17 protein-coding genes are annotated in these 26,145 nt (G+C 68.1%); 2 read left to right on the top strand and 15 right to left on the bottom strand.

Annotation, left to right across the window (positions count from 1 at the left end):
* Nucleotides 1–26: 26 nt before the first annotated feature.
* The 10 genes from B0920_RS01475 to B0920_RS01430 form a co-directional block, all read right to left on the bottom strand.
* Nucleotides 27–2,174: a S46 family peptidase gene (locus B0920_RS01475; protein ID WP_078030823.1), complete on the bottom strand. Its 2,148-nt coding sequence runs from the start codon at nucleotides 2,172–2,174 to the stop codon at nucleotides 27–29.
* 272 nt (nucleotides 2,175–2,446) lie between these two features.
* The gene (locus B0920_RS01470; RefSeq protein WP_078030822.1) at nucleotides 2,447–3,253 is read right to left on the bottom strand and encodes a hypothetical protein; all 807 of its coding nucleotides are present in this window, start codon (nucleotides 3,251–3,253) and stop codon (nucleotides 2,447–2,449) included.
* A gap of 109 nt (nucleotides 3,254–3,362) precedes the next feature.
* Nucleotides 3,363–4,703 (bottom strand): serine hydrolase, encoded by a 1,341-nt coding sequence (locus tag B0920_RS01465; RefSeq protein ID WP_078033242.1) that lies wholly within the window; start codon nucleotides 4,701–4,703, stop codon nucleotides 3,363–3,365.
* A gap of 21 nt (nucleotides 4,704–4,724) precedes the next feature.
* On the bottom strand, nucleotides 4,725–5,684 hold the full coding sequence (locus tag B0920_RS01460; RefSeq protein ID WP_078030821.1) for an HDOD domain-containing protein: 960 nt from the start codon (nucleotides 5,682–5,684) through the stop codon (nucleotides 4,725–4,727).
* A 159-nt stretch (nucleotides 5,685–5,843) separates the two neighbouring features.
* Nucleotides 5,844–7,202 carry an efflux transporter outer membrane subunit gene (locus B0920_RS01455; protein ID WP_229455100.1) on the bottom strand — a complete coding sequence of 453 codons (1,359 nt, stop codon included), beginning with the start codon at nucleotides 7,200–7,202 and terminating at the stop codon, nucleotides 5,844–5,846.
* A 284-nt stretch (nucleotides 7,203–7,486) separates the two neighbouring features.
* Entirely contained in the window at nucleotides 7,487–10,807 is a 3,321-nt protein-coding gene (locus B0920_RS01450; protein ID WP_078030820.1) for an efflux RND transporter permease subunit, read from the bottom strand.
* Nucleotides 10,804–13,899, bottom strand: coding sequence for an efflux RND transporter permease subunit (locus tag B0920_RS01445; RefSeq protein WP_078030819.1), 3,096 nt, complete (start codon nucleotides 13,897–13,899; stop codon nucleotides 10,804–10,806). The genes B0920_RS01450 and B0920_RS01445 overlap by 4 nt, the downstream gene beginning before the upstream one ends.
* 475 nt (nucleotides 13,900–14,374) lie before the next feature.
* Nucleotides 14,375–15,820 (bottom strand): efflux RND transporter periplasmic adaptor subunit, encoded by a 1,446-nt coding sequence (locus tag B0920_RS01440; protein WP_078030818.1) that lies wholly within the window; start codon nucleotides 15,818–15,820, stop codon nucleotides 14,375–14,377.
* Between the two features lie 256 nt (nucleotides 15,821–16,076).
* Nucleotides 16,077–17,936: a signal peptide peptidase SppA gene (sppA, locus tag B0920_RS01435; RefSeq protein WP_078030817.1), complete on the bottom strand. Its 1,860-nt coding sequence runs from the start codon at nucleotides 17,934–17,936 to the stop codon at nucleotides 16,077–16,079.
* Nucleotides 17,937–17,965: 29 nt separating this feature from the next.
* On the bottom strand, nucleotides 17,966–19,435 hold the full coding sequence (locus B0920_RS01430) for a sodium:solute symporter (RefSeq protein WP_078030816.1): 1,470 nt from the start codon (nucleotides 19,433–19,435) through the stop codon (nucleotides 17,966–17,968).
* Between the two features lie 203 nt (nucleotides 19,436–19,638).
* Here B0920_RS01430 and B0920_RS01425 point away from each other — a divergent pair, with 203 nt between their 5' ends.
* Entirely contained in the window at nucleotides 19,639–20,937 is a 1,299-nt protein-coding gene (locus B0920_RS01425; RefSeq protein WP_078030815.1) for an amidohydrolase family protein, read from the top strand.
* Between the two features lie 64 nt (nucleotides 20,938–21,001).
* Here B0920_RS01425 and B0920_RS01420 read toward each other — a convergent pair whose 3' ends face one another.
* Together B0920_RS01420 and B0920_RS01415 are read right to left on the bottom strand one after the other, a co-directional pair.
* Nucleotides 21,002–21,673, bottom strand: a complete 672-nt coding sequence (locus B0920_RS01420) for a PEP-CTERM sorting domain-containing protein (RefSeq protein ID WP_078030814.1) — start codon at nucleotides 21,671–21,673, stop codon at nucleotides 21,002–21,004.
* Between the two features lie 17 nt (nucleotides 21,674–21,690).
* A complete protein-coding gene (locus B0920_RS01415) occupies nucleotides 21,691–23,868 on the bottom strand; it encodes a phosphocholine-specific phospholipase C (RefSeq protein WP_078030813.1) in 2,178 nt (725 codons plus the stop codon).
* A gap of 290 nt (nucleotides 23,869–24,158) precedes the next feature.
* On the opposite strand from B0920_RS01415, the gene B0920_RS01410 reads away from it, so the two are divergent.
* A complete protein-coding gene (locus tag B0920_RS01410) occupies nucleotides 24,159–24,380 on the top strand; it encodes a 4-oxalocrotonate tautomerase family protein (protein WP_078030812.1) in 222 nt (73 codons plus the stop codon).
* A gap of 16 nt (nucleotides 24,381–24,396) precedes the next feature.
* Here the strand turns inward: B0920_RS01410 and B0920_RS01405 are convergent, their stop codons facing one another.
* The 3 genes from B0920_RS01405 to B0920_RS01395 are packed head-to-tail and all read right to left on the bottom strand — an operon-like array spanning nucleotide 24,397 to nucleotide 25,898.
* Nucleotides 24,397–24,918 carry a DUF4440 domain-containing protein gene (locus B0920_RS01405; protein ID WP_078030811.1) on the bottom strand — a complete coding sequence of 174 codons (522 nt, stop codon included), beginning with the start codon at nucleotides 24,916–24,918 and terminating at the stop codon, nucleotides 24,397–24,399.
* A gap of 54 nt (nucleotides 24,919–24,972) precedes the next feature.
* The gene (locus B0920_RS01400) at nucleotides 24,973–25,395 is read right to left on the bottom strand and encodes an Ohr family peroxiredoxin (protein ID WP_078030810.1); all 423 of its coding nucleotides are present in this window, start codon (nucleotides 25,393–25,395) and stop codon (nucleotides 24,973–24,975) included.
* 38 nt (nucleotides 25,396–25,433) lie between these two features.
* Nucleotides 25,434–25,898, bottom strand: a complete 465-nt coding sequence (locus B0920_RS01395; RefSeq protein WP_373887889.1) for a DUF6130 family protein — start codon at nucleotides 25,896–25,898, stop codon at nucleotides 25,434–25,436.
* Nucleotides 25,899–26,145: the final 247 nt, after the last annotated feature.

The following is a 26,145-nucleotide window of genomic DNA, read 5'->3' as shown; positions in this document are numbered from 1 at the left end:
CGCGGCCCCTCAGGCGCTAGTCCAGCTTACTTCTTCGGGTACTTGATCGTCATTTCCTTGAGCAGGTTATCAGCCTTGTCGACTTCCTTCATCACCCACAGCATGTAGCGGATGTCGACGTGGATGGCGCGCGTGATGGCGCTGTCGAAGTACCAGTCCTTGGTGATCGACTCGTAGGTCGAGTCGAAGTTCAGGCCGACCAGTTCGCCGCGCTTGTTCATCACCGCCGATCCCGAGTTGCCGCCGGTGGTGTCGGCGCTCGACAGGAAGTTCACCGGCACCGTGTTCAGGACCGGGTCCTTGAACACGCCGTAGCGCTTGCCCTTGATCGCCTCGCTCAGGGTGGCCGGCACGATGAACGGGTCCTTGCTGCTGGCCTTCTGGGTGATGCCCTCGACGGTGGTGAACGGTCCCTTGAGCAGGCCGTCGCGCGGCGCGTAGGGCGCCACGGTGCCGTAGGTCACGCGCAGGGTCGAGTTGGCGTCCGGGTAGACCGGCTTGCCTTGCGACTTCTTCCAGGCGATGACGGCCGCCATGTATTGCGGGATCACGCGTTCCAGGTTGCCGTCGATCTCGTTGCGCTGGTTTTCCAGGCCCATGCCGATGTCGTGCAGGCGCACGGCCAGCTGGATGAAGGGGTCGCCCGACTTGCGGAAGGCCTCCGGATCCTTGCCGATCCAGGCCAGGCGCTTGGCAGTGTCGGACAGCTCGGTGGCCTTGTACATGGCGTTCAGCGCGGTCGGCGCCGGCAGCAGCGCGTCCAGGCCCGGCGGGCGGTACTTGGCGTCGCCGCGCGCGTAGCGCTGCAGCGCGGCGCCCCAGCGCGCTTCGTCCACCTGGGGCACGAAGGACTGCTCGAGGCGGGTCAGGCGCGCCTTGATGAAGGACAGGTCGCGCTCCTGGTAGCCGCTCTCGCGCTGGGCGTCCGGCTTCTGGCGCTCCAGCGCCAGGCGGTACAGGCTGCGCGCGCTCTTGAGCAGGTCGCTGTGGGTGGCTTCCGCCCAGGCGGCTTCATGGCGCGACTGCACCATGTCGGCCGAGATCACGCTGTCCAGGTCGACCAGCAGGCGCGAGCCGTTGCCGCTCTGCTTGTACCAGCCGCGGAACTCGGCGTCCTGCACGTCCTTGATGGCGGCGATGTCCTTGCGCGCGAAGCCGTCGAGCAGGCCCTGGGTCTTCTTGAGCACGTTGTTCAGGCTCTTGGCCACGCTGGCGTAGCGCACGTCCCAGGCGGCGTTGCCGTGGGTCGCGGCGGCGATCACCGACAGGTCGGCGGTGATGGTCGCGACCTTGGCCGGGAAGTCGACGTCGCGCGCGAAGCGGATCTCGGTCGGCAGCTTGTAGCGGCTGGTGCGGCCCGGATAGCCGGCCAGCAGGATCGGGTCGCCCGCCTTCAGGCCCTCGGCCGAGACCACCAGGAAGTCCTTCGACTTGTAGGGCACGTTGTCCGGCGACGGGTCGGCCGGACGGCCATCCTTGCCGACGTAGGCGCGCAGGAAGGAGTAGTCGCCGGTATGGCGCGGCCACTCGTAGTTGTCGATGTCGCCGCCGAAGTCGCCGATGCGGTTGGACGGCGCGTACACCAGGCGCACGTCGCGGATCATCAGCTGCTTGATGCGGTAGTACTCGAGGCCGCGGTGGAAGGCCGGCACCGAGCAGCGGTAGGCCTTGTCGGTCTCGCACTCGGCGATCAGGGCCTTGATGCGCGCTTCGACCAGCTCGTGGCGTTCGCGTCCCGACAGGGTCGGGGCCAGGCCCTTGAGCACGCGCTCGGTCACGTTCTCGACCTTCTCGGTCACGTAGACTAGGGTGTTCGGGCCGCCCGGCAGCTCCTCGGCGCGGGTCTTGGCCAGGAAGCCGTTGACGATGTAATTCTTTTCAGGCGTCGCGTTGCGCTGGATGGCGCCGTAGGCGCAGTGGTGGTTGGTAACCACCAGGCCGTCCGGCGACACGAAGGAGGCCGAGCAGCCGCCGAGCGAGACGATGGCGCTCATCGGATGCTTGCTCAGGTCGGCCAGTTTCTCGGCCGGGATGGTGATGCCAATGCGTTTGAGTTCGGATTTGAGTTGCGGCAGCTGGTGCGGTTGCCATTGGCCTTCGTCGGCAATGGCAACCGCGGCCGCGCCCACGAGAACGGCGGGCACGGCGGCCCGCAGGACGATGGATTTGAACAAGGTGAAACCCCGGGATGAAAAATGCGATCCGGGAGTATAGCGCCCCTGCGTCGGCGTATGGTGGTTTTCCGCCGTATTGACGCCGCGCGCGCGACCTTCAGAAGCGCGATTCCAGCGTCACCCGCGCCATCGCGTGGCCCGGATACGCGCTGCTGCGCCCCAGACGGAAGCGGAAATGCGGAAGGGGCGTATCCTGCCGCATTGCCCGCGCTCTCCAAGGGCGGAGCGAAAGTATTCTTCTCACATGGCTCGCGGCGCCCCTGCTGGCATCGCTAAGCGGACCGGCCGCCCCTCCGCCGTGCGCGCAGCAGCACCAGCGCCGCGCCGAGGGCCGCCAGCGCCAGCGGCGCCGGCTCCGGCACGGGCGACACGGCATAGGCGAACACCGAGAGGTCGAGCGTGCCTTCGACCGCCTCGGACGACTGGTTCCAGTACATGGTGTCGACCAAGTAGTCGCGGTCGACCTCACCCGATTCGCCCGGTTCCAGTGACGCGAGCAGGAACTCGCCCCGGCCCCAGGTGGAGCGGTTGCCGTCGGCGTCGAAGGAGGTCAGCGACAACTGGCCGCCGCCGTCGAAGGATTCGCCCAGCCGGTCCACCTTGCCCCAAAAATTGCCACGGCTTTCGATGATGATGCCGGTATTCGGCGACAGCACGAAACCCTGGCTGAGCGACACCACGAAACTATGGATGCGCAAGTCCTCGCCGGCCGCAGCGCCGTCCGCGCGCACCGCCAGTTCGAGCGCGACCGAGTCGGCCGCGTCGCCGCTCGCGCGGCCGTCGACGCGGGCGTGGGGTGCGCGCATCGCCATGCTGAACGGACCAGGTCCGCTGCCGGAAATGTCTTCACCCGAAAACACCGGGCCCTCCCAGTAGTTATAGCGTCCCCATGGCGCTTGCTGGGGAAAGGTCTGCACCGGCTGGAAGCTGATCGAAGGCGTGACGCCATCCTCCGGATCGAGGTCGATGAGGCTGTAGCTGAACTGGCTGTTGGTGACGCGCCCCCAGGCTTCGGCTTGCGCCGGAGCGGCGGACAGCAGGAGACAGGCCGCGGTGGCCAGCGAAAGGACTGCGCGCATGACGGGCTCCGGTGAAGGGCGATACCGCACAGCTTAGCAGCGCACCGGAGCCGCACGATTGGCGACCCCGGCGGTATGACGAAATACCAACTCAGCAGTGAGAACCGGATCAGGGCGCGGCGATCGCGCCGCGCCAGAGCGCGTCGGTGATGTGCTCCTGGAAGCGCGCTTCGGACGAAAAGCGTCCCGGCTGCCGCTCGGGGTCGGCCCCCACTCCGCTGCTCACGTAGATCATGCCGTTGTTGGTGGCTGGGTCGAAGGCGAACAGCGCGTTCAGGCCCCAGGACCAGCCCAGGTGGCCGACGCCCTTGAAGCCTCCGCCCTCCACCAGGCGGTCGCCGGCCGCGCGTCCGTCGCGCACCTCGCTCAGGTCGAGGAAATGCTGGTTGCCCAGGCCCCAGGCGCGGTACAGGCCACGGAAATGGTCGCTGTCGCCGCTGCCGTTGGCGCCGGCGAAGGTCCACTGGCGCGACAGCATGGTGGCTACCGTCTCGGGCGCGAGGATGCGCTGCTTTCCGTCGCGGCCGCCGTGCATCAGCATCAGCATGATGCGCGCCAGTTCCCCGGCCGAGATGCGCAGGCTGCCCTGCGGGCCGAACAGGGTGCCGTTGGCGCCGGCCACGTACCGGTCCAGTCCGGGCGGTGCGGCCGGTGGCGCGGTGTCGAAGTCGTCGGCCTGGGCGATCCAGGGTCCGTCCGGATCCCAGCGCTCGGCGCCGTCCTTCTCGCGCTTGCGGTACAGGGTGGCGACGTCGTCGACATCCGCGGGCGCGAAGTCGGCCAGGTAGAAGCCGGCCTTCAGTCCCATCGGATCAAACACCAGGCGCCGCATCAGGCGGTCGAAACGCTCGCCGCCGGCGCGTTCCATCACGGTGGCGAGCAAACCCGAGTTGAAGTTCACGTAGTCGAAATACGCGCCGGGCGGCGCCTTGGCCGACCAGGCCAGGCCCTTGCCGTAGTAGCGCCCGCCGGGCACCAGCACCTCGCGCAGGTCGACCGCCGGGTCCCACTTGAAGCCGGCGTCGTCGCGCAGCGAGGAGGTGTGGGTGAGCAGCATGCGCAGCGTGATCGGCTGCTGCGGGAAGTGCGGATTGCGAAGCGGGTAGCCGAGATAGTCGCCGATGTCGGCATCCAGCGCGAGGCGCCCCTGCTCCACCAGCTTCATGGCGCCGATCGCGGTCACCAGCTTGGAGACCGAGGCGACCCGGAACATGGTGCGCGCGTCCACCGGGCGCGCCGGGCCCCTGGCGCTGGCCAGGCGCTTGCTGCCAAGCTCGCGGCTGTAGACGATCTCACCGTGGCGGATCGCGACCACGGCCAGGCCAGGGAGGGGCATGGCCGGATCGCGCATGATCTCCTCCAGCTGGCGGGTCAGCGCCGCCGCGCGCTCCTCGGACAGCGGCGCGCCCGTGGACGGGGCGGCGGCCAGGAGAAGGCTGGAAGCAAGCATGGCGGCCCAGGCCTTCACTGCTCAGCTTTCGATGTCGGCCAGCTTGCCCAGGCAACGGCGCTGGAAGCCGTTCAGGCCGTCCATCACCAGCGGATCGCTCTCATCCACCACGCTGCCGTCGATCAGCACGCGCAGCTTGGCGATGCGGTCGCCCAGGGCCAGGGCCTGCGCCAGGCCGGTGTCGGCGCCAGGGTCGTGGATGGCGTCGGCCACCTCGGGCGGGAAGTCCCAGTGACGCGCGATGACCGCCGAGAGCTGGCGGCTGACGCTCATCAGGCGCAGGCCGAAGGCGCTCGACCCCGGCATGCGATTGCCTTCGACCAGGCCGTCGGCCACGCGGAAGGCCACCACCAGGCCGATGTTCTGCATCAGGCCGGCCAGGTAGGCCTCGAACACGCCAGCCGACAGGCCGGGGGCCATCAGGCTGGCGGCGAAAGCGCTTTTCTCGGACTGGTTCCACACCTGGGGCGCGGCCTGGCGCGCGAAGCCGCCGCTTTGCATCTTGATCAGGGGGCGCAAGGCGACGCGGGCCAGCAGCATGCGCAGGCCGTTATGACCCAGCATCATGACCGCCGCTTCCAGGGTCTCGATCGGCGTCAGGGGACGGTAGTAGGCGCTGTTGGATTCGCGGATCACCTCGGCGACCAGCACCTTGTCCTGGGCCACCTGGCGCGACAGGTCGGCGGCCGACATGTCTTCCTCGGCCAGGCTGCGCATCAGCTGGGGGATCAGCTCGGGCATGCGCGGCACCAGCTCGGCCGCGCCGGCGGGATCGTGCACCAGGGCGCGCACCGCGTCCAGGATGCGGTCCTGCAGCTCCTCCGAGGCCTGGTAGCCGCTCGAGGCGGTGAGCCAGCGGTACCAGGTCGCGTCGACCTCGCCGGTGAAGTCGCGTTCTTCGGCGTCCGGGCCGGCCTGGGCCGCCTCGGGCGCGTTTGTCTCCTTGCCGCCGCCTAGCAGGCGGTCTATCCATTTTTTCATGCTTATAGCCCTGGTTTCGGGAAGTCTGGAATTCTAATACTTTCCATGTGGAAATGGTTAGTTTCCCTTTTCTCCCCCAGTCTAGGGCAAGGCGAGCCGGCCGGCCAGAACTCCGCGAGCGCAAGGCTCCGGGCCAACTTCCTGCCGCCGCGCGGGGTCCTAGCCCTCGGCGCCCGGTCGCCAGCCGCCGCCGAGTGCCTGGATCAGGGCCACGGCCGCCGCCTGGCGATCGGCCTGCACCTGGATCACGGAGCGGCGCGCGTTCATCGCCGTCACCTGGGCCTGCACCACTTCGGTATAGCTGACCTGGCCGGCCTTGTAGCGGTTGAGGATCTGCTCCTCGACCTGGGTGGCGGCTTCGGCGGCCTGGCGCCGCAGGTCCTGCTGGCCGGCCAGCACGCGGGTGGCGGTGAGCTGGTTCTCGACGTCGGCGAAGGCGTCCAGCACGGCCTGGCGGTAACGCGCCACGGCCGCTTGGTGGCGCGCCTGCGCGCCCTCCACGCTGGCGCGGGTGGCGCCGGCGTTGAACAGGGTCTGGGCGGCCGACAGGCCGAAGGACCACAGCGCGCTGGACGCCGAGAACAGGTCCCCTACCCGGCTGGCGGTGTTGCCGTAGGATGCGGACAGGCCGATGTTGGGGAAGTAGGCCGAACGCGCCACGCCGATCTCGGCATTCGCGGCGGCCACGTCCCGCTCGGCCGCGGCGATGTCGGGGCGGCGCTGCAGCAAGGTGGCCGGCACGCCGGCCGGCACTTCGGGCACGGTCACGTTCCAAGGCGCGGGCGGCAGCGAGAACTGGGCCGGGGCGCGGCCCACCAGCACCGCGATCGCGTGCTCGAACTGGGCACGTTCGCGCACCAGGCCGAGTTCGTCGTTCTGGGCGTTGGCGAGCTGGGTCCGGGCCTGCAGCACGTCGGACTTGGCGGCGATGCCGGCGTCGAAGCGGTTCTGGGTGATCTGCAGGACGCGCTGGTAGCCGGCGATGGTGTTGGCCATCAGCTCGCGCTGGGCGTCGGCCTCGCGCAGGGCGACGTAGTTGGCGGCCAGCTCGCCCAGCACCGCCAGGCGCAGGTTGGCCAGGTCGGCGGCGGTGGCCTCGGCGCCGGCGCGCGCGCTGGCGACCGAGTTGCGCAGGCGCCCGAACAGGTCGGGCTCCCAGCTCGAGCCGATCGACAGGCGGTATTGGTTGGCCGGGGAACGCTCGCCGCCGCCGGCGCGCTCGGCGCCCGCGCCCAGGCTCACCACCGGGAACAGGGCGGCGCGCTGCTGGGCGACCAGGGCGCGCGCCTGGGCGTAGTTGGCCACGGCGGCGGCGACTTCCTGGTTGGCGCGCAGGGCTTCGTCGGCCAGGCGGTCGAGGTCGGCGTCGCCGAACAGCTTCCACCAGGGGCCGCGGTCGAGGGTGTCGGCGGGGGCGGCCGGGATCCAGCCCTCGGCTTCCTTGTAGGCGGCGGGTTCGGGGACCGAGGGACGCTCGTAGGGTGGCGCGACCGAGCAGCCGGCGGTGGCGAGCGCCACGGCGAGGCCCAGCGCCCTTACCGTCGTTCCCGCGAAGGCGGGAACCCAAGGTTTGCATGCGTTCCCACTACGCGACGAACTTGGATTCCCGCCTGCGCGGGAATGACGTTCATGGCTTGGATTCCCGCCTGCGTGGGAGTGACGTTCATGACTTGGATTTTCCCCCGCGAGGAAGTGACGTTCATGACTTGGATTCCCGCCTGCGCGGGAATGACGTGCATGGGCTGAGGCGCACGCTTGGGGCGCGGGCCGGGCAATGTCGTCGTGACGGGAGCAGTTTGTCTTCATGGCTTGGCAAGAGAAGTTCGGTCGCCGTCTCCCGAGGGATGACGGGACAGTTCGCGCTCGCTGTCGCTGCGCTTGCGCAGCTTGTCGAGCAGGACGTACACCACCGGAGTGGTCAGGAGGGTCAGCAGCTGGCTGGCGATCAGGCCGCCGATGATGGCCACGCCCAGCGGGCGGCGCAGTTCGGAGCCTTCGCCGAAGCCGATCGCCAGCGGCAGCGCGCCCAGGGCCGCGGCGAGCGTGGTCATCAGGATCGGCCGGAAGCGCAGCAGGCAGGCCTCCCGCACCGCCTCGACCGCGCTCAGGCCGCGCGCGCGCTCGGCCTCCAGCGCGAAGTCGATGATCAGGATCGCGTTCTTCTTGACGATGCCGATCAGGAGGAAGACCCCGATCAGGGCGATGATCGAGAACTCCATCCTGAACAGCAGCAGCGCCAGCACGGCACCCACTCCGGCCGAGGGCAGGGTCGAAAGCACCGTCACCGGGTGCACCAGGCTTTCGTACAGGATGCCGAGCACGATGTAGATCACGACGATGGCGGCCAGGATCAGCAAGGGCTGCTGTTCGCTCGACTCCTGGGCCGCGCGCGCCGTGCCCTGGAAGCTGCCGCGCACCGTGGTCGGCATGCCGATGTCGGCCTCGGCCTGGCGCACCGCGGCCTGGCCGTCTTCCAGGTTATAGCCCTGGGCCAGGTTGAAGGACACGGTGGTGGCCAGCTCGCCGTCCTGGTGGCTGACCGAGGTCGGGGTCGAGCTCTCGTCGTAGCGCGCCAACGCCATCAGGGGGACCATGGTGGCGGGGGTGCCGGCCAGGGCCTGGCCACTGGACGGATCGCGCGCCGCCGTGAGGCCGCCGCCGCTGCCGGGCGCCCCGGCCGAGCCGGCAGGCGCCGCGTTGCCGATGGTGCCGGCCGCCGGCTGCTGGGCCGCGCCGGCGCCGGCGCCGGTCGCCGTCCCCCCTGCCCCGTTCGCGGACTGGGAGCCGCTGGGGCGCGCCGGCACGTAGACGTCGCGCAGCGCCTCGGGCGACTGGGCGTAGCGCTGTGCCACGCCCATCACCACGTGGTACTGGTTCAGCTCATCGTAGATGTTGGCCACCTGGCGCTGGCCGAAGGCGTTGTACAGGGCGTTGGTGACGTCGCGCGTGCTGACGCCCAGGCGCGCAGCGGTGTCCTTGTCGATGGTGACGAAGGTCTCGACGCCGTTCTCGGCCTGGTCGGTGTCGACGTCGACCAGGGCCGGCTGGCGCTTCATGGCCTCGGCCAGGCGCCCGGCCCACAGCTTGAGCTCGGCCGCATTGTCGCTCTTGAGGGTGTACTGGTAGGTGGAATTGCTCTGGCGTCCGCCCATGCGCAGGTCCTGCACCGGATTGAGGAACAGCGACACCCCGGTCACCTTCGCCAGTTGCGGGCGCAGGCGCGCGATCACGGCCTGGCCGGCTTCGTCGCGCTGGTCGGCCGGCTTCAGGTTAATGAACATGAAGCCGCCGCCGGCGCGCCCGCCGCCGGTGAAGCCCACCACCGTGTCCACCGCCGGGTCACGCTTGATGATGTTGACCAGCTCGCGCATCTTGGACTGCATGGCCTGGAAGGAGATGCTCTGGTCGGCGCGGATGCCGCCGCTGATCTGGCCCGTGTCCTGCTGCGGGAAGAAGCCCTTGGGCGCGGCCGAGAACAAATAGACGTTGAGGGCCACCACGAAGCCGAGGATGAGCATCACCAGGAGCTTGCTGTCCAGCGCCCAGTCGAGCGAATGCTCGTACACGCGCAGCATCTTGCCGAAGCCTTTCTCGGACCAGCGCGCGAAGCGGCCCTGCTTGCGCTGGGTCTCGCCCTTGCGCAGCAGCCAGGCGCACATCATGGGCGTGGTGGTGAGCGAAATCACGAGCGAGATCATGACCGCCGCCGACAGGGTGACGGCGAACTCGCGGAACAGCCGTCCCACCTGGCCGCCCATGAACAGCAGCGGAATGAACACCGCCACCAGCGACAGCGAGATCGAAAGCACGGTGAAGCCCACTTCCTTGGCGCCCAGCAGGGCCGCCTGCATGCGGTCCATGCCCTGCTCCAGGTGGCGCGCGATGTTCTCCAGCACCACGATGGCGTCGTCGACCACGAAGCCGGTGGCGATGGTGAGCGCCATCAGCGACAGGTTGTTGAGCGAAAAGCCAAGCAGGTACATGACCCCGAAGGTGCCCAGCAGCGAGACGATGGTGGCCACCGCCGGCACCACGGTGGCGCGCACGCTGCGCAGGAAGACGCTGACCACCAGCACCACCAGCACCACCGACAGGACCAGGGTGAATTCGATCTCGTGCAGCGAGGCGCGGATCGAATTGGTGCGGTCGGACGCGACCTGCAGGGTGACGTCGCCCGGCAACTGGGCCTGGAGCGAAGGCAGCAGCGCGCGCACCCCGTCCACGGTTTCGATCACGTTGGCCTCGGGCTGGCGGGTGACCAGCACGATCACCGCCGGCTCGCCGTTGAACAGGCCCAGTGTGTTGATGTTCTCGGGACCGTCGAAGACCTCGGCCACGTCGCGCAGGCGGATCGCGGCGCCGTCGCGCCAGGCCACCACCAGGTCGCGGTAGTCGGCGGCGCTGCGGCCGTCGCCGGTCATGGCCGGCTGCGAGTAGATCTGGAAGCGGTTGCCGCCCCCTTCCAGCACGCCCTTGGGCCGGTTCGGGTTGCTGGCCTGGATCGCGGCGCGCACGTCCTCGGCCGAGACGCCGTAGCGGTTGAGCGAATACGGCACCAGTTCGACCCGCACCGCCGGCAGCGACCCGCCGCCGATCTCGACCTCGCCCACGCCCTTGACCTGGGCCAGGCGTTGCTGCACCAGGTTGGACACCGCCTCGTAGATCTGGCCCGGAGTGCGGGTCTTCGAGGTGAGCGCCAGGATGATGACCGGCGCGTCGGAAGGATTGGCCTTGCGGTAGGTCGGATTGCTGCGCAGGGTGGCCGGCAGGTCGGCGCGGGCGGCGTTGATCGCGGCCTGCACCTCGCGCGCGGCGGAGTCGATCTTGCGGTTCAGGTCGAACTGCAGGCTGACCCGGGTGGAGCCGGTGCTGCTGTTGGAAGTCATCTCGTTGACGCCCGCGATCACGCCCAGGCGCCGCTCGAGCGGGGTGGCCACGCTGGAAGCCATGGTCTCGGGGCTGGCGCCGGGCAGCGAGGCCGACACCGAGATGGTCGGGAAGTCGACCTGGGGCAGCGGCGACACCGGCAGCACGAAGAAGGCCGCGATGCCGGCCAGCGCCAGCCCCAGGGTCAGCAGGACGGTGGCGATCGGGCGCTCGACGAAGGGCCGGGACAGGTTCATGCGCCGGCCTCGCGCGGCTTGTTGGGCGCCCTGCCGCTCCAGCGGCGCGCCAGGCGGTCGAAGGCCAGGTAGATCACCGGGGTGGTGAACAGGGTCAGGAGCTGGCTCACGATCAGGCCGCCGAAGATGGCCAGGCCCAGGGGCCGGCGCAGTTCCGCGCCCTCGCCCCAGCCCAGCATCAGCGGGATGGCGGCGAACAGCGCGGCCAGGGTGGTCATCAGGATCGGGCGGAAGCGCAGCAGCGCGGCCTGGCGGATCGCCTCCAGCGGCTCCTTGCCCTCGTCGCGCTCGGCCTCGATGGCGAAGTCGATCATCATGATGGCGTTCTTCTTGACGATGCCGATCAGGAGGATGATGCCGATGATGCCGATCACGCCCAGGCCCTGCCCCGTCACCCACAGCGCCAGCAGCGCGCCGACGCCGGCCGAGGGCAGAGTCGAGAGGATGGTGAGCGGGTGGATGTAGCTCTCGTACAGCACGCCCAGCACGATGTAGACGCAGACCACCGCCGCCAGGATCAGCCACAGCTGGTTCGAGAGCGATGCCTGGTAGGCGCCGGAAGCGCCCAGGAAGTTCATCGAGACCGAGGCCGGCAGCTTGATCTCGTCGGCGGCGGCGCGGATCGCGTCCACCGCCTGGCCGAGCGAGGCCCCGGGCGCGGTGTCGAAGCCGACCGTGGCCGCCGGGTATTGCGCCACGTGGACGACCTGCAGGGGCGCGGCGCGCTCGCTGATGGTGGCCAACGCCGACAGCGGGGTTGGCTCGCCCGAGCTGGTGCGCAGTTGCAGGTTGGCCAGGGCGTCGAGCGACATCGCCTCGTCCTGCTGGGCTTCGAGGATCACGCGGTACTGGTTGGTCTCGGTGAAGATGGTCGAGACGATGCGCTGGCCGTAGGCGCTGTACAGGGCGTCGTCGATGGCGGCCGCGGTCACGCCCAGGCGCGAGGCGGTGTCGCGGTCGATGTCGATGAAGGCGGCCAGGCCGGTGGCGCCGGCGTCGGTGGTGGCGTTGCGCACCTGCTTCAGGGTCCTCATCTTCTGCACCAGGCGGTGCGCCCACTCGTTGACCACGGCGCTGTCGGCGCCCTCCAGCGACAGGCGGTACTGGGTCGGGCCGCTTTCGGCGTCGATGGTCAGGTCCTGGGTCGGCTGCAGGTAGAGGGTGAGGCCGGGCACGCCGGCCACGCGCTGGCGCAGGCGCGCCATCGTCTCATCCTGGTCGCCGCGGTCTTCCTTCAGGTTGATCAGCATGGTGCCGGTGTGGAGCATGGTGTTGTTGGCGGCGTCCACGCCCACGTAGGAGCTGATCGAGGCCACTTCCGGATCGCGCAGGATCTCGCGCGCGGCGGCGCTCTGCAGCTGGGCCATCTCGCGGTAAGAGATTGATTTGCGCGCTTCCAGGCGCGCCTGCAGCTGGCCGGTGTCCTGGGTCGGGAACAGGCCCTTGGGGATGACGGCCCACAGCAAGGCGGTCAGCAGCAGGGTGCCGAGGGCCACCAGCAGGGTCAGGCCCTGGCGCGCCAGCACCCAGTCCAGCCCACGGTCGTAGCGCTGGATCACGCGGTCGAAGAAGGCCTGGGTGCGCAGGGCGAAGCGGCTCGGGTGCTCGTCTTCCTTGGCGCGCAGCCAGCGCGCCGACATCATCGGCACCAGGGTCAGGGACACCACGCCCGAGATCAGGATCGTGATCGCCAGGGTCACCGCGAACTCGCGGAACAGGCGGCCCACCACGTCGCCCATGAACAGCAGCGGGATCAGCACCGCGATCAGGGACACGGTGAGCGAGATGATGGTGAAGCCGATCTGGGTCGCGCCCTTGATCGCCGCCGCCATCGGCTTTTCGCCTTCCTCGATGTAGCGCGCGATGTTCTCGATCATGACGATGGCGTCGTCGACCACGAAGCCGGTGGCGATCGTCAGCGCCATCAGCGACAGGTTGTTCAGGCTGTAGCCGAGCAGGTACATGGCGCCGAAGGTGCCGATCAGCGAGATCGGCACCGCCAGGCTGGCGATCACGGTGGCGCGCACCGAATGCAGGAAGGCGAAGATCACCAGCACCACCAGCACCACGGCCAGCAGCAGTTCGATCTGCACGTGGTGGACCGAGGCGCGGATGCCGGCGGTGCGGTCGCTCAGCACGTCCACGCGCAGCGAAGGCGGCAGGCCGGCCTGCAGTTCCGGCAGGCGCTCCTTGATGGCGTCCACGGTGGCGATCACGTTGGCGCCCGGCTGGCGCTGGACGTTCAGGATGATGGCCGGCTTCATGTTGGCCCAGGCGCCCAGGCGCACGTTCTCTGCGCTGTCGACCACCTGGGCGACTTCCTCCAGCTTGACCGGGGCGCCGTTGCGGTAGGCGACGATCAGCTCCTTGTAGTCCGGCACCGTGAGCAGCTGGTCGTTGGCGTTGATGGCGTAGGCGCGCGTGGGGCCGTCGAAATTGCCCTTGGCGCTGTTGGCGTTGGCGGCCGTGATGGCGCTGCGCAGGGTGTCCAGGCCCAGGCCGTAGGAAGCCAGGGCCTCGGTATCGGCCTGGATGCGCACGGCCGGGCGCTGGCCGCCGGCCAGGGTCACCAGGCCGACGCCGGAGACCTGGCTGATCTTCAGGGCCAAGCGGGTGTTGACCAGGTTCTGGATCTCGGTCAGCGGCAGCGTGTCGGAGGTGATGGCCAGGGTCAGGACCGGGGCGTCGGCCGGGTTGACCTTGGCGTAGACCGGCGGGGCCGGCAGGTCGGTCGGCAGCAGGCTGCCGCCGGCGTTGATGGCGGCCTGCACTTCCTGCTCGGCGACGTCGAGGGTCTGGCCCAGGCCGAACTGGAGGGTGACCACCGAGACGCCGGCGGCGCTCGTGGAGCTCATGCGGGTGAGGCCCGACATCTGGCCGAACTGCCGCTCCAGCGGGGCGGTGACGGTGCGCGCCATCACTTCGGGGCTGGCGCCGGGGTAGAGGGTCTGCACCTGGATGGTCGGGAAGTCGACCTGGGGCAGCGCGGACAGGGGCAGGAACTTGTAGCCCACCAGACCGGAGAGCACGATGGCCAGCATCAGGAGGGCCGTGGCGACCGGGCGGTGGATGAAGGGGGTGGACGGACTCATGCCGCCCTCCTCTCCGCCGACCCTCGCCGATCACCGTCATTCCCGCGCAGGCGGGAATCCAAGTTCATGTACCAGCCGCCTTCCCATCCTTCAGCACGAGGCGCGGACCCGCAGGCAAACTTGGGTTCCCGCCTGCGCGGGAACGACGGTGCGTGGGCTGCAGGCGCAACGCGGTGACGATACGTCATCGCGTACAAGCGCAGCGCTCGCCAACCACCGTCTATCTCAAATGAGCGCAGCGCCCGCACACCACCGTCTGTCTCAAATGAGCGCAGCGCCCGCCCACCACCGTCTGTCTCAAATGAGCGCAGCGCCCGCCCACCACCGTCATTCCCGCGCAGGCGGGAATCCAAGTTTGTATCCGGGTCACCTGCCCATCCGTCAGCACGAGGCGCGAACCCGCGGACAAACTTGGGTTCCCGCCTGCGCGGGAACGACGGTGCAAGGGGAGCGGGCGCGGAGCGGCGACGATCCATCATTGCTGCGCTCCCTGGCGCTGGCGGCCCTCGCCCTGGCCACGGCCGCCGCCCTGCCCACCTTCGCCCTGGCCACGGCCACCGCCCTGCCCGGCCTCGCCCTGGCCACGACCACCGCCCTGCCCGCCCTCACCGCGTCCACGTCCCTGCCCCTGCTGCCCGGCGCCCTGCGGCCGGTCCCCCGGCAGCATCACCTTGGCGCCGTCGCGCAGGCGGTCCGCGCCTTCGGTGATCACCTGCTCGCCCGGCTTGAGGCCGGTGCGGATCTGCACCTTGTCCACCATCGCCTCGCCGCGCGTCACCTTGCGCAGCGAGACGGTGCGCTCCGGGGCATTGAGCACGTACACGAAGTCGCCGTCGGCGCCGTGGCGCAGCGCCGTCACCGGCACCACCACCGCGTCCTGGATCACGTTCACCTGCAGGCGCAGGTTGACGAACTGGCTGGGGAAGAGCTTGCCGTCGGCGTTGGCGAAGCGCGCCTTGGCGCGCACCGTGCCGGTCTGCACGTCGACCCGGTTGTCGAGCGCGGCGAAACTGCCGACCGCCAGCTCCTCGGTGCGGGTGCGGTCCAGGGCCGTCGCGGGCAGGCGGGCGCCCTGGGCGATGCGCCGCTGCAGCACGGTGAGCTGGTCCTGGGGCACCGTGAACTCGACGTCGATCGGCGAAAGCTGGGTGATCAGGGCGATGCCGTTGGCGTCGCCGCTGCCCACGAGGTTGCCCACGTCCACCGTGCGCAGGCCCACGCGGCCGGCGATCGGCGCCTTGACTGAGGCATACCCGAGATTCAGCTGGGCCGTGCCCTCGATGGCGCGATCGGTCATCACCGTGCCCTCCAGCTGCTTGACCAGCGCTGCCTGGGTGTCGACCTCCTGGCGCGCGATCGAGTCCTGTTCCAGCAGCGTGCGGTAGCGCGCCAGGGTTACCCGCGCGCTTTCGAGCTGGGCTTCGTCGCGCTGGCGCTGGCCGCGCGCCTGCAGCAAGGCCATCTCGAAGGGGCGCGGATCGATGGTCGCCAGCACCTGGCCCGGGCGCACCATTTGCCCTTCGGTGAAATGGATCTTCTGGATCACGCCCGACACCTGCGGGCGCACGGTCGCGGTGGCCGCGGCCACCACCGTGCCCAGGGCGTCCATGGTGACCGGGATGTCTGCCTGCTCCGCCGTGGCCACGCCCACCGTGGTGGCGGGCGCGCCGCGCCGTCCGCCACCGGGGCCGCCACCGCCGGGACCGCCGGCGCGCTGGCCGGCCGCCGCGCCCGGTCCACCCGGCCCGCCCGGCCCCGGACCGGCCGGCCGGTTGGTCAGCCACCAGGCCAGCCAGGCCAGGCCGATCATCGCCAGGATGGCGACGATGGAACCAACGATGCGGGCGCGACGGGTGCGCGCGGGGCGTGCTGCTGGGGAGGTGCTTGCGGGTGCTGTGGTCGGGGGATGCTTGACGTCCATGCTCTTCCTTGTCTTTCCGGCCAGAATGCCATTCGGATAACACGAGTGCTTTTGAATGTAGCATGGGGTCTCGCAGCGTTATGTTTCATAACGTACATTGCGCGCCACCTTGTAACAGGGACCGGGACAAGTCCTTTACATCGATTTACACCGTTGCCCCCGCGTTGGCGGACGTAAACGGAAAACGGGCCCGGAACCTGGGTCCCGAGCCCGTTTCTGCCTGTCGCACTTGCTTACAAAGCGCCTACATTTCTTATCACGGCGAGGCGCACAGGCAGTGGGTGACGGCAGCGAAAGGCTTGCGGCCCTCGCTCAGTTCGGACAGGAAGGCCATGTCCTCGGCCACCTGGGCCACCGGGCCGGCCGGCAGCGCTTCTTCCAGCAGGCCCAGCTTGACCTGGATATTGACGGCCTGGGCCGCCGACGCTCCCATCATCTGCAGGAAGCGCTCGATCCGGTTGACCGGACGCTCGATGTAGGCGACGCGGTAGTCGCCGTCCAGCTTGGCGCGGCGGGCCGCCGAATCCAGGGCGTCGCGATAGCCGCCCAGGCGGTCGACCAGGCCGCGGTCCTTGGCCTGGGCGCCGGTCCAGACCCGGCCCTGTCCCACTTCGTCGATCTTGGCGGGCGTGGTCTTGCGCGCGGCCGCTGCCTTGGTGGTGAACTCGTTGTAGACGTGGTTGATGCTGCTCTGGACCAGCTGGCCGAAGCGCGGATCGAGCGGGCGCAGCGGGTTGTAGGCGTCGGCCAGCCAGGTGGTGGTCACGCCCTCGGTGTGGATGCCCAGCTTGTCGCGCACCTTGTCGGCGGTCGGCAGGATGGCGAACACCCCGATCGAGCCGGTGACGGTGTAGGGGTCGGCGATGATCTCGTCGGCCGCCATCGCGATCCAGTAGCCGCCGGAGGCCGCCGTGCTGCCCATCGACACCACCACCGGCTTGCCGGCCGCGCGGGTCAGCTCCAGCTCGCGGCGGATCAGCTCGGAGCCGTAGGCGCTGCCGCCGGGCGAATCGACGCGCAGCACCACCGCCTTGATCTCGTCGTCCTCGCGCGCCTGGCGGATCAGGTTGGCGGTGGTCAGGCCGCCGACCACGCCCGGACCACCCAGGCCTTCGGTGATGTTGCCGGCGGCGACGATCACGCCCACCGCGTCGCCGAAGGGCTTCTGCTGGTGGCGCGACAGGTAGTCGTAGAAGCCGACCTGGCGGAAGGACTTGTAGCTCTCTTCATAGACGCCGCGCTTGATCAGCATGGCGCGCATCTCGTCGCGGGTCTTGAGGCCGTCCACCAGCTTGTTGGCCAGCGCCACCTTGGCGGCGTTGCCGCCCGCCGCCTCCATCTGCTGCGGCAGGGTGTCGATCAGGCGCGCCACGGCGCCGCCTTCGAGACGGCGGTTCTTCTCGATTTCGCCGGTGTAGCCGGCCCACAGGGCATTGAACAGGTAGGCGTCGGCCTCACGCGCGGCGTCCGAGGGGCCGTTGGCGATGAAGGGCTCGGCGAAGCTCTTGTAGGTGCCGACTTTCATCAGGTTGACCGTCACGCCCAGCTTGTCCAGCGCGTCGCGGTAGTAGTTCTTGTGGCGGCCGAAGCCCTCGATCAGGACCATGCCCATCGGGTGCACGTAGACCTCGTCGGCGTGCGATGCCACCAGGTAGCGCTTCTGGTCGTAGTTGCCGCTCCAGGCCACCACCTTCTTGCCGCCGGCCTTGACCTTGTCGATGGCGGCGCCGAACTCGCGCAGCATGGCCAGGCCGCCGCCTTCCATTTCGTCCAGCAGCAGCACGACGGTCGAAATGTTCGGGTCCTCGGCGGCCTTCTCCAGCACCACCAGCACGTCGCGCAGGCGCACGGTGCGCTTGCTGTCGCCACCGACGCTGTCCAGCACCGTCTCGCGCAGGTTGGCCTGGTACTGCTCCACCAGGTCGCCCTTGAGCTCCAGCACCAGGGCGGTATTGCCGGCGATCGGCTTGACGCCGCCGCCGCCGAACACCATCCACAGCAGCACGATGAGGAACAGAAGGAACAAGAGGTTGAAGAAAGTGCGGCGGGTCGCGTCGAGCGCGCTCCACAGCCAGACGACACCGCGTCTCAGGGCACTGAAGGGCTTGAAGGCCATCGAAACTCCGATCAAAAATGAATACTGGGTCAGGCGGCAACGGCTGCCGGGCCGGTCTTTTCACGGTGCGAGATCGCGAACAGGCCGGCATACACGAGTATGCCATTTACCATGAGCAATTCCAGCCCGAGTCGATAAGAGCCGAGCAGGATGTCCTGATTGTACTCAAGGAGCGCGCAAAGAATGGGCGCGCCTATCGTCACGTAAGGGACAAGGCGGTCGGTGAGGCTGCGGCGGGTCAGCATGCCGAAGGCGAACAGGCCCAGCAGCGGCCCGTAGGTATAGCTGGCCAGCTTGAGGATCACCACGATCATGCTCGGGCTGTCGGCCACCTTGAAGCCCATCACCAGCAGCAGGAACAGGAAGGCGAAGCCCAGGTGCACATGGCGGCGCAGGCGCTCCTTGGCGGCCTCGCTCAGGTCTTCGCGGCGCTTGATGCCGAGGATGTCGATGCAGAAGGACGAGGTCAGGGCCGTGATGGCGCCGTCGGCGCTCGGGAACAGGGCCGAGATCAGGGCGATCAGGAAGATGATCTGCACCGCCGCCGGCAGGAGGCCCATGACCACGGCCGGGAAGATCTTGTCGCCGGTGGCGGTGACGCCGGCCACCGGGGCGTACAGGTAGAGCAGGCCGCCCAGGAACAGGAAGGACATCAGCACCACCACCAGCACGGCGGTCAGGGTCAGCAGGTTCTTCTGCGAGTCGGCCAGGGTCTTGACCGAGATCGTCTTCTGCATCATTTCCTGGTCCATGCCGGTCATGGTCAGCACGATGAAGGCGCCGGCGACGATCTGCTTGAGGAAGAAGTTGGGGCTGTCGAAGTCGGTCGTGAAGATGCGCGACAGGCCTTGCGACTGCATCGCGTCCAGGGTCTCGGGCACCGACATGCCCAGCTGGTCCAGCAGGAACCAGACGCAGGCGAACAGGCCGAACAGCATGCAGCTGGTCTGCAGGGTGTCGGTCCAGACGATGGTCTTGACGCCGCCCTGGTAGGTATAGGCCAGGATCATGCCCAGGATGACCAGGGTGGTGATCCAGAACGGGATGCCCAGGCTGTCGAGGATGATGGCCTGCAGGATGTTCACCACCAGGTAGAGGCGCGCGGTGGCGCCCAGCAGGCGCGACAGGATGAAGAAGCCGGCCCCGCTCTGGTAGGCGCGGCGTCCGAGCCGCACGTCGAGGTAGTGGTAGATCGAGGTCAGCTTGAGCCGGTAGTAAAGCGGCAGCAGAAGGTAGGCCACCAGCACGTAGCCGATCACGTAGCCGATCAGGATCTGGGCGTAGCCGAAGCCGTCCGCCCCCACGTTGCCAGGCACGCTGATGAAGGTGGCGCCGGACAGCGTGGTGCCGACCATGCCGAAGGCGACCAGCATCCAGTTGCTGCTTTTGTTACCGATGAAGAAGCTGTCATTGTTGGCGTTGCGCGAAGTGGCCCAGGCGACGCCGAGCAGCAGGGCGAAATAGCCGATGAGAATGCAGAAAAGGAGGACCGGGGACATGGTGGACGTTTATTGTCGATCAACCCGGCAATATACACCGATGGGCTGAGGCGGGACATGAGCCGATGTCGGTCGGCCATAACGCCCCATCATTGTCTGTTTCGCGCGTATTTACCCTGTACCCTTCCCTCCCGCTTCTGGACGCCGGCCGGTATCCCCGGTATAAAGTTGCATTTTGTCTATATTTAGAATCGGGGGAACTCTTGAACCGTCTTTACCCTAGCACCGCCGCCCTCTGCCTGGCCCTGGCCGGCTTGTCCGCCACCTGGGCCGCCCAGGCCGCCGACGTCCTCATCACCGCCGACCGCCTGCTGGACGTGCGCGCCGGCCGCATGATCCCGAATCCGGAGATCCTGGTGCGCGACGGCCGCGTGGTCAGCGTGAACAGCAAGGCCGGCGCCGCCCAGGCGGCCGAGGGCGTCACCCGCATCGCCCTGCCCGGCATGACCCTGGTGCCGGGGCTGATCGACATGCACGTCCACCTCGATTCCGACCCGACCTATGGCGGCTACAAATACCTCGAATACAACGACCGCTTCTGGTCGGCCCTGAGCGTGGTCCACGCCGGCCGCACCCTGGACGCCGGCTTCACCACCGTGCGCAACCTGGGCGCCGAGGACTGGAACGACGTCGGCCTGGGCCAGGCCATCGAGGCCGGCAAGGTGCGCGGGCCGCGCATCATCCCGGCGGGCTGGTCCTTCGGGCCGACCGGCAGCCACTGCGACAGCACCTATTTCCCGCCCTCGATGGACCAGAAGAAGCCCTACAACGCCGACAACCCGGACGAGGTGCGCAAGTCGGTGCGATCGCTACGCAAGTACGGCGCCCAGGTGATCAAGGTCTGCGCGACCGGCGGCGTGTTCTCGCGTAACACCGAACCCGGCCAGCAGCAGATGAGCCTGGCCGAACTGCGCGCGGCCGTGGAAGAAGCCCAGCAATGGGGCCTGAGGGTGGCGGCCCACGCGCACGGCGCGGCCGGCATCAAGGATGCGATCCGCGCCGGCGTCAACACCATCGAGCACGCCAGCCTGATCGACGACGAAGGCATTGCGCTGGCCAAGAAGCACGGCGCGTGGCTGTCGATGGACATCTACAACGGCGACTACACGGCGGCCGAGGGCAAGAAGAACGGCGTGCTCGAAGACAACCTGCGCAAGGACCGTGAAGTCACCGAGATCCAGCGCCAGAACTTCAAGCGCGCCCACGCGGCCGGGGTCAAGATGGTGTTCGGCACCGACGCCGGCGTGCACCCGCACGGGGGCAACGGCAAGCAGTTCGCGGTCATGGTCAAGTACGGCATGACGCCGCTGCAGGCGATCCAGAGCGCCACCATCAATGCCGCCGAAGCCCTGGCGCGCAAGGACCTGGGCGTGATCGAGGCCGGGCGCTACGCCGACATGGTGGCGGTGGCGGGCGACCCGACGGCCGACGTGCGCCTGCTGGAAGCGCCGGCCGTGGTGATCAAGGGCGGCGAAGTGGTCAAGGGCGGCGCGCCGCGCTGAGCGCCGCCCGCGCGCCGGACATCGGAGGCCTGCAGGCCTGGATCCGATGTCCGGCCCCTGATGCTCAGGCGCCGCGCCTGCGCCGGCGGGTCCAGCCCAGTACGCCGAGCCCGAGCAGGAAGCTCGACAGCACCCCGGGTTCCGGCACCGCGTTGACGGGCTCCTGCAGGATGAAGGACAGGTTGTCCGCATAGCCGTCGTTGTCCCCCGCCACCAGGCGTTCCATCGACAGCCAGAAGGACAGCTTGCGGGTGCCGGCCGGCATGAAGCCGCCCGCTTCCCGATAGAACAGGCCGGTCTGGTTGTCGCGATCTTCCGGCGTCACCGGACCGAGGGCCGACGCGCCGATCTCGTTATTCAGTTCGTCGAGAAACTGCACGTAGAACAGCGCATTGTCGCCCTGGCTGGACCAGCCGCCCAACCAGCCGCTGAGCGAGAAGGAAATATCCTGCGTGGTCGTCAGACCGAAGTCCAGGGTCTGGTAACCCGCCGCATACTGATTGAGCCCGGCAAACATCTTGTTGCCCCGATCGCCGGGGCCGGGCTGGGTGGGCAATACCCAGTTGCTGCCATAGTCCACCGACTGGAACAGGCTGTAGGTGGAGTAGCCGGTCCAGCCCGTGGTGCCGGCTTCGGCGTCGCCGTTGACGACCAGGTTGTCGCCGTAGATGACCGCGGCCTGGCTGCCGCAGGCCACGGCCATCAGGGCCGCGGCAAGGAAGATTCTCGATTTCATTCACACTCCTCGTGGGTTCAGATGACGCGGTACTGGTCGAGCTGGGCCGGACCCTGCATGGCCGGGTCGCTGATCGACGGCAGTCCGTTTTCCAGGTGGCCGGCGAAGCGGCGCAGCCAGCCCGGCAGGCCGGGCACGCGCAGGCTGTAGTCGTACCAGTGGGAGCTCGAGGCCAGCGGCAGGCGGATGGTGCTGCGCGAACGCGCCACCACGCGCACTTCCTGAGGACGGTTTGCGTAATACTTGTTGGCGCTGAGCTGGAACGTGCAGGCCTGGGCGCCGTTGTTGACCAGCTCGAGGACCAGTTCCCCTGCCCTGCGGTCGGCACGCAGGATCATTTCCGGCCATGCCGCATCGCCCGCGCGGCGCACGTCGCCCGTGATGTGGCGATGGAAGCCGTTCGGACCGAGGATCCACAGGTCATAGGCGCCCACCGTATTCCAGCGCCCCTTCAGCTGTTTGCCGGCCTCCACGGTGTAACGGCGCGGGATCTGGTCCAGCGCCAGGCGGTCGTAGACGTGGAAGACCGCGCCCGCCTCGCCCGCGTTCTCGAAGCTCAGCTCGACCTGGCTGCTGCCCAGGGGCACGTTGGCCTGGACCTGCAGCTCATAGGGCAAGGCCCGTGCCGGGCGAACGCCGGCGGCCTGGCTTGGTGCGGCCAGGGTGGTCGGGGTGGCCGGGGTCTTGGTGTTGGGAAGCGCCAGCGCCATCGCGCGACGCGCTGCCGTCTCCGGCAGCAATTGCTTGAAGCCGTTGTTGTCCGGATTGACGAAGTCGAAGCAGCTCAGCAGGTTGCCGCTGACTGCGCGCCGCCACGGGCTGATGAGGGGCTCGCGCACGCCGAAGCGCGCCTCGATGAAGCGCACCACCGACGTATGGTCGAACACCTGGGAGTTGACCCAGCCGCCCTTGGACCAGGGCGAGATCACGTACATCGGCACCCGTGGGCCGAAGCCGTAAGGACGGTTCAGGGTGCGCGGATCGGCGCCGTTGAGGACGTGGTGGTACTCGCCCGTGGTGTCGACCGTCGATGCGCCGGCGAGCTGGGCCAGCGCCGGATTCGGGCTGTAGCTGAGGTAGGACGGCACGGCCGGCGGCGGCATGTGGTCGAAGAAGCCGTCGTTCTCGTCGAAGTTGATGAGCAGGACGGTCTTGCTCCAGCTCTCGGGGTTGGCGGTCAGGGCGTCCAGCACGCGCGCGATGTAGTCGGCGCCGGAAGCCGGGCTCGACGGCCCCGGGTGCTCGGAACCCTCGGCGGTGGCGACCACCCAGCTCACCTGGGGCAGGCGGTTGGCCAGCACGTCCGCCTTGAGCAGGTCGAGGTCGCGCGTGCTCACGCCACGCTCGCGCAGCGAGGGCGAGTAGCCCGGGCGGCGGTACCAGGCGTTGCGGAAATTGCGGAAACCGGCAAGCGAGTTGTCGGTGAAGTTGTCCGCCATGTTCTGGTAGACCTGCCAGCTGACCCCGGCCGCCTCCAGGCGCTCCGGATAGGTGGTCCACAGGTAGTCGGTGGACATGTCCGGGTTGAAGTCGTCGCGGCTGTTGTCGGTCGAGGGTCCGCCGGCCACCGCCAGCGGATCGTTGTGGCCGCTGAACAGGAACAGGCGGTTGGTATTGGTGCCGCTCTGCGTGGCGCAGTGGTAATGGTCGCAGATCGTGAAGGCGCGCGCGAGCGCGAACTGGAAGGGAATGTCGGCCTCGGCGTAGTAGCCCATCGAGTGGTTCTGCTTGATCGTGCACCAGTCGTTCATGCGGCCATGGTCCCAGGCCAGCTGGGCGTCCGCCCAGGCGTGCGGGGTCCCGGCCACCCGCATGACGGGGAAGTCCTGCACCGTGTTCAGGCGAAAGGGTGCGATCGGACGGCTGCTGGGCCAGTTCGGCCGGCCAGGCACCGGGGCGCCGCCGACGGTCTGCTGCACGAAGACGGTTTTGCGGCTGAACAGGTTCTGGCGGTCCCTCACCGGCACCGGGAAGGGGTCGCCGAAGCCGCGCACGCCTTCCATGGTGCCGAAGTAGTGGTCGAAACTGCGGTTTTCCTGCGTCAGCACGACGATGTGCTCGACGTCCTGCAGGCTGCGGGTGCGCTGGTTGGCCGGCAAGGCCAGGGCGCGCTGGATGGCGGGTGGGAAGGTGGCGAGCACGGCGCTGGCGCCGCCCGCCTGGGCCAGGGTGCTGAGGAAGTTGCGGCGGCTCATGCGTGCACCTCCGTGCGCGTCATGCGCGAAAACGCGAAGTCGAACTTGGGCATGTGAGTGATCCGGGGTCGGTTGAGGAAAAAACTGGTGTCCAGCGAAACACCAGCTTAGGGACCGACGATGAAAAGTTAATGACAAGATAAGGAATCGTGCGCAGCGCCGATGTCCTTTGCATCTACTCTCACCAATGGCAGAACCACGCGAACTTAGCCCGGCCTTCGGCTCGCCGCATACTGAAGGTGCAGCGGCGGGCGTCCGGCCGGCCCGACATCACAAACAAGGAGAGCACCATGCCCTATATCCTGATCCAGGTGACCGACGAAGGGGTCACCGCAGCGCAGAAGGAAGCCCTGATCGCAGGCGCGACCGAGCTGATGGTGAAGGTGCTGAACAAGAACCCTGAATCCACTTTCGTCGTCATCGACGAAGTCAGCACCGACAACTGGGGGATAGCCGGCGAAGTAGTGACGAAGCGCCGCGCGCGCGAGGCAGCGGCCCGCCAGGGCGGCTAGTTCGCGCGGCTTCGGATCAGCGCGATTTCCCGGGTGGCAGCGGCTCGCCGCGGTCAAAGACGATCTTCCATTGTCCTGGCGCCTCGAGGCGCCAGATCGTGCTGAAGCGCCCGATCGGTTTTCCCTCGGGGTTCTTCACCACGCCGCCGCTGTAGGCGAGTCGTCCCGAGGGGAAGACCTCGACCTGGTCCGGTCCCCACGAGAACGGCGCCTGCTTGCCCTCGTAGTACTTGCGCCAGTCGCGCAGGATTGCCTCGCGCCCTCGCAACGTACCGGTTTCGGTGAAGAAGATCGCGTCCTCGGCCAGGTACTGGCCGAGGGCCGCGAAGTCACGCCGCTGCATCGTCGCCGCGAACCCGCGCTCGCTGTCGGTGACCTGCTGCTGCAGGAGCGCATAGGATGGATCGGCCGTTCCGTCCAGCGTATAGGGCAAAGATGGCGCTGCGGTGTCGCGCCCGGCCGCCGACTGGGCTGCCACGATCCAGGACGCCGAGACCAGCAGCGCGGCAAGGCCCGCTTTCAGAATGTCATTTTTCATGTCGTTTCCAGGTGATCCCGCGACCGGCATGCCGGCCGCGGATGAGCGTGACTTTCACAGCACGCGGGTGACGAGTTGAGTGGTCTTCGACAAGGCTTTCGAGTACGGGCAGGTCTGGTGGGCGCGCTCGACCAGCTTGCGCGCGGTCTCGAGATCCACCCCGGGGATATGGACGTCCAGACGGGCCTGCAGGCCGTAGCCATCGTCGCCATGCACCAGGTCGACTTCGGCGTCCACCACCGCCCCTTGCGGCAAGACGACACCGAACTCCTTGCCGGCGAAATGCAGGGCGCTGATATAGCAGGCCGCCCAGCCGACTCCCAGCAGTTGCTCCGGATTGGTGCCATTGCCCTTGCCGCCGGCCGTGCTCAGGCCGACTTCCAGGCGGCCGTCGTCGCTGCGGCCGCTGCCGCCATCGCGCCCGCTGCCGCTGGTTCGGGTTTTACCGGTGTACAGAACTTTCTGATTCGCTTGCATGATGTGCTCCTTGAATGAAGGTGGGTGGGTGAAACGGATTAATGCTTGTGCTTCTCGTGGAACTCGTGTTGCACCGCGACCGGAAGATGGAACTTCACGATCTTGGTGTCGTAGATCTTGTGGTTCGGATTGACCAGTTCGATGCGTACGGTGTGCTCGCCGGCCGGCAGGCCGGCGATGTCGATGGTGTTGTTGTCGCTGGCGTCGGCCCACCACCACGGCAGGTTGTCGACTGTGATGTGCAGGTGGCCGACGCGCGGCGACACTTGGGTGGCGCCCTTGCCGAACACCGGCACGATGCGCAGGTTTTCGACGCGGTACTGGATCCAGACGATGCCCTGCGCCAGCCCTTCCGGCAGCGGATCGTCGACGATCAGCTTAGGCGGAGGCTCTTTCTCGAGTTCGACATAGGTAGAGGCGCCGCGGATGGCCTTCGCGCTTGGCACGGCCGTGTTCGGGTCCGTTGCGGCCGGTGCGGCTTGAAGCGTGCCGGAAGCAAGCAAGGCTGCTGCACCGGCGATGAGGGGTCGAAAGTTCATAATTGCTCCAGGTAATTGATAAGAAGCCCCACGGCACCGGCCCTCGCCCCATCAACTCAGGGACGGAGAGCTATGTAACCGGTTAAGCTTGGTTTAAATGGTATATCGTTGAGTGAAACCGGTCAAATCAAATTTAATCGGTTACATGATAGCGAGATTCAATCGAGCACTCCGCTTGCGAGCCGGCGGAGACACCGCTAAAATAGACTTA

Origin of the sequence: Massilia sp. KIM, from assembly GCF_002007115.1 — a bacterium.
Taxonomy (GTDB): domain Bacteria; phylum Pseudomonadota; class Gammaproteobacteria; order Burkholderiales; family Burkholderiaceae_D; genus Telluria.
The sequence above is the reverse complement of the archived record's forward strand: the minus strand, read 5'-3'. Positions and strand labels throughout refer to the sequence as shown.

Bases quoted from the DNA above. Each gene is read 5' to 3' on its own strand.
- B0920_RS01470 (WP_078030822.1), bottom strand. From the start codon at position 3,253: ATGCGCGCAGTCCTTTCGCTGGCCACCGCGGCCTGTCTCCTGCTGTCC.
- B0920_RS01465 (WP_078033242.1), bottom strand. From the start codon at position 4,703: ATGCTTGCTTCCAGCCTTCTCCTGGCCGCCGCCCCGTCCACGGGCGCG.
- B0920_RS01460 (WP_078030821.1), bottom strand. From the start codon at position 5,684: ATGAAAAAATGGATAGACCGCCTGCTAGGCGGCGGCAAGGAGACAAAC.
- B0920_RS01450 (WP_078030820.1), bottom strand. From the start codon at position 10,807: ATGAACCTGTCCCGGCCCTTCGTCGAGCGCCCGATCGCCACCGTCCTG.
- B0920_RS01445 (WP_078030819.1), bottom strand. From the start codon at position 13,899: ATGAGTCCGTCCACCCCCTTCATCCACCGCCCGGTCGCCACGGCCCTC.
- B0920_RS01440 (WP_078030818.1), bottom strand. From the start codon at position 15,820: ATGGACGTCAAGCATCCCCCGACCACAGCACCCGCAAGCACCTCCCCA.
- sppA (WP_078030817.1), bottom strand. From the start codon at position 17,936: ATGGCCTTCAAGCCCTTCAGTGCCCTGAGACGCGGTGTCGTCTGGCTG.
- B0920_RS01430 (WP_078030816.1), bottom strand. From the start codon at position 19,435: ATGTCCCCGGTCCTCCTTTTCTGCATTCTCATCGGCTATTTCGCCCTG.
- B0920_RS01420 (WP_078030814.1), bottom strand. From the start codon at position 21,673: ATGAAATCGAGAATCTTCCTTGCCGCGGCCCTGATGGCCGTGGCCTGC.
- B0920_RS01415 (WP_078030813.1), bottom strand. From the start codon at position 23,868: ATGAGCCGCCGCAACTTCCTCAGCACCCTGGCCCAGGCGGGCGGCGCC.
- B0920_RS01410 (WP_078030812.1), top strand. From the start codon at position 24,159: ATGCCCTATATCCTGATCCAGGTGACCGACGAAGGGGTCACCGCAGCG.
- B0920_RS01405 (WP_078030811.1), bottom strand. From the start codon at position 24,918: ATGAAAAATGACATTCTGAAAGCGGGCCTTGCCGCGCTGCTGGTCTCG.
- B0920_RS01400 (WP_078030810.1), bottom strand. From the start codon at position 25,395: ATGCAAGCGAATCAGAAAGTTCTGTACACCGGTAAAACCCGAACCAGC.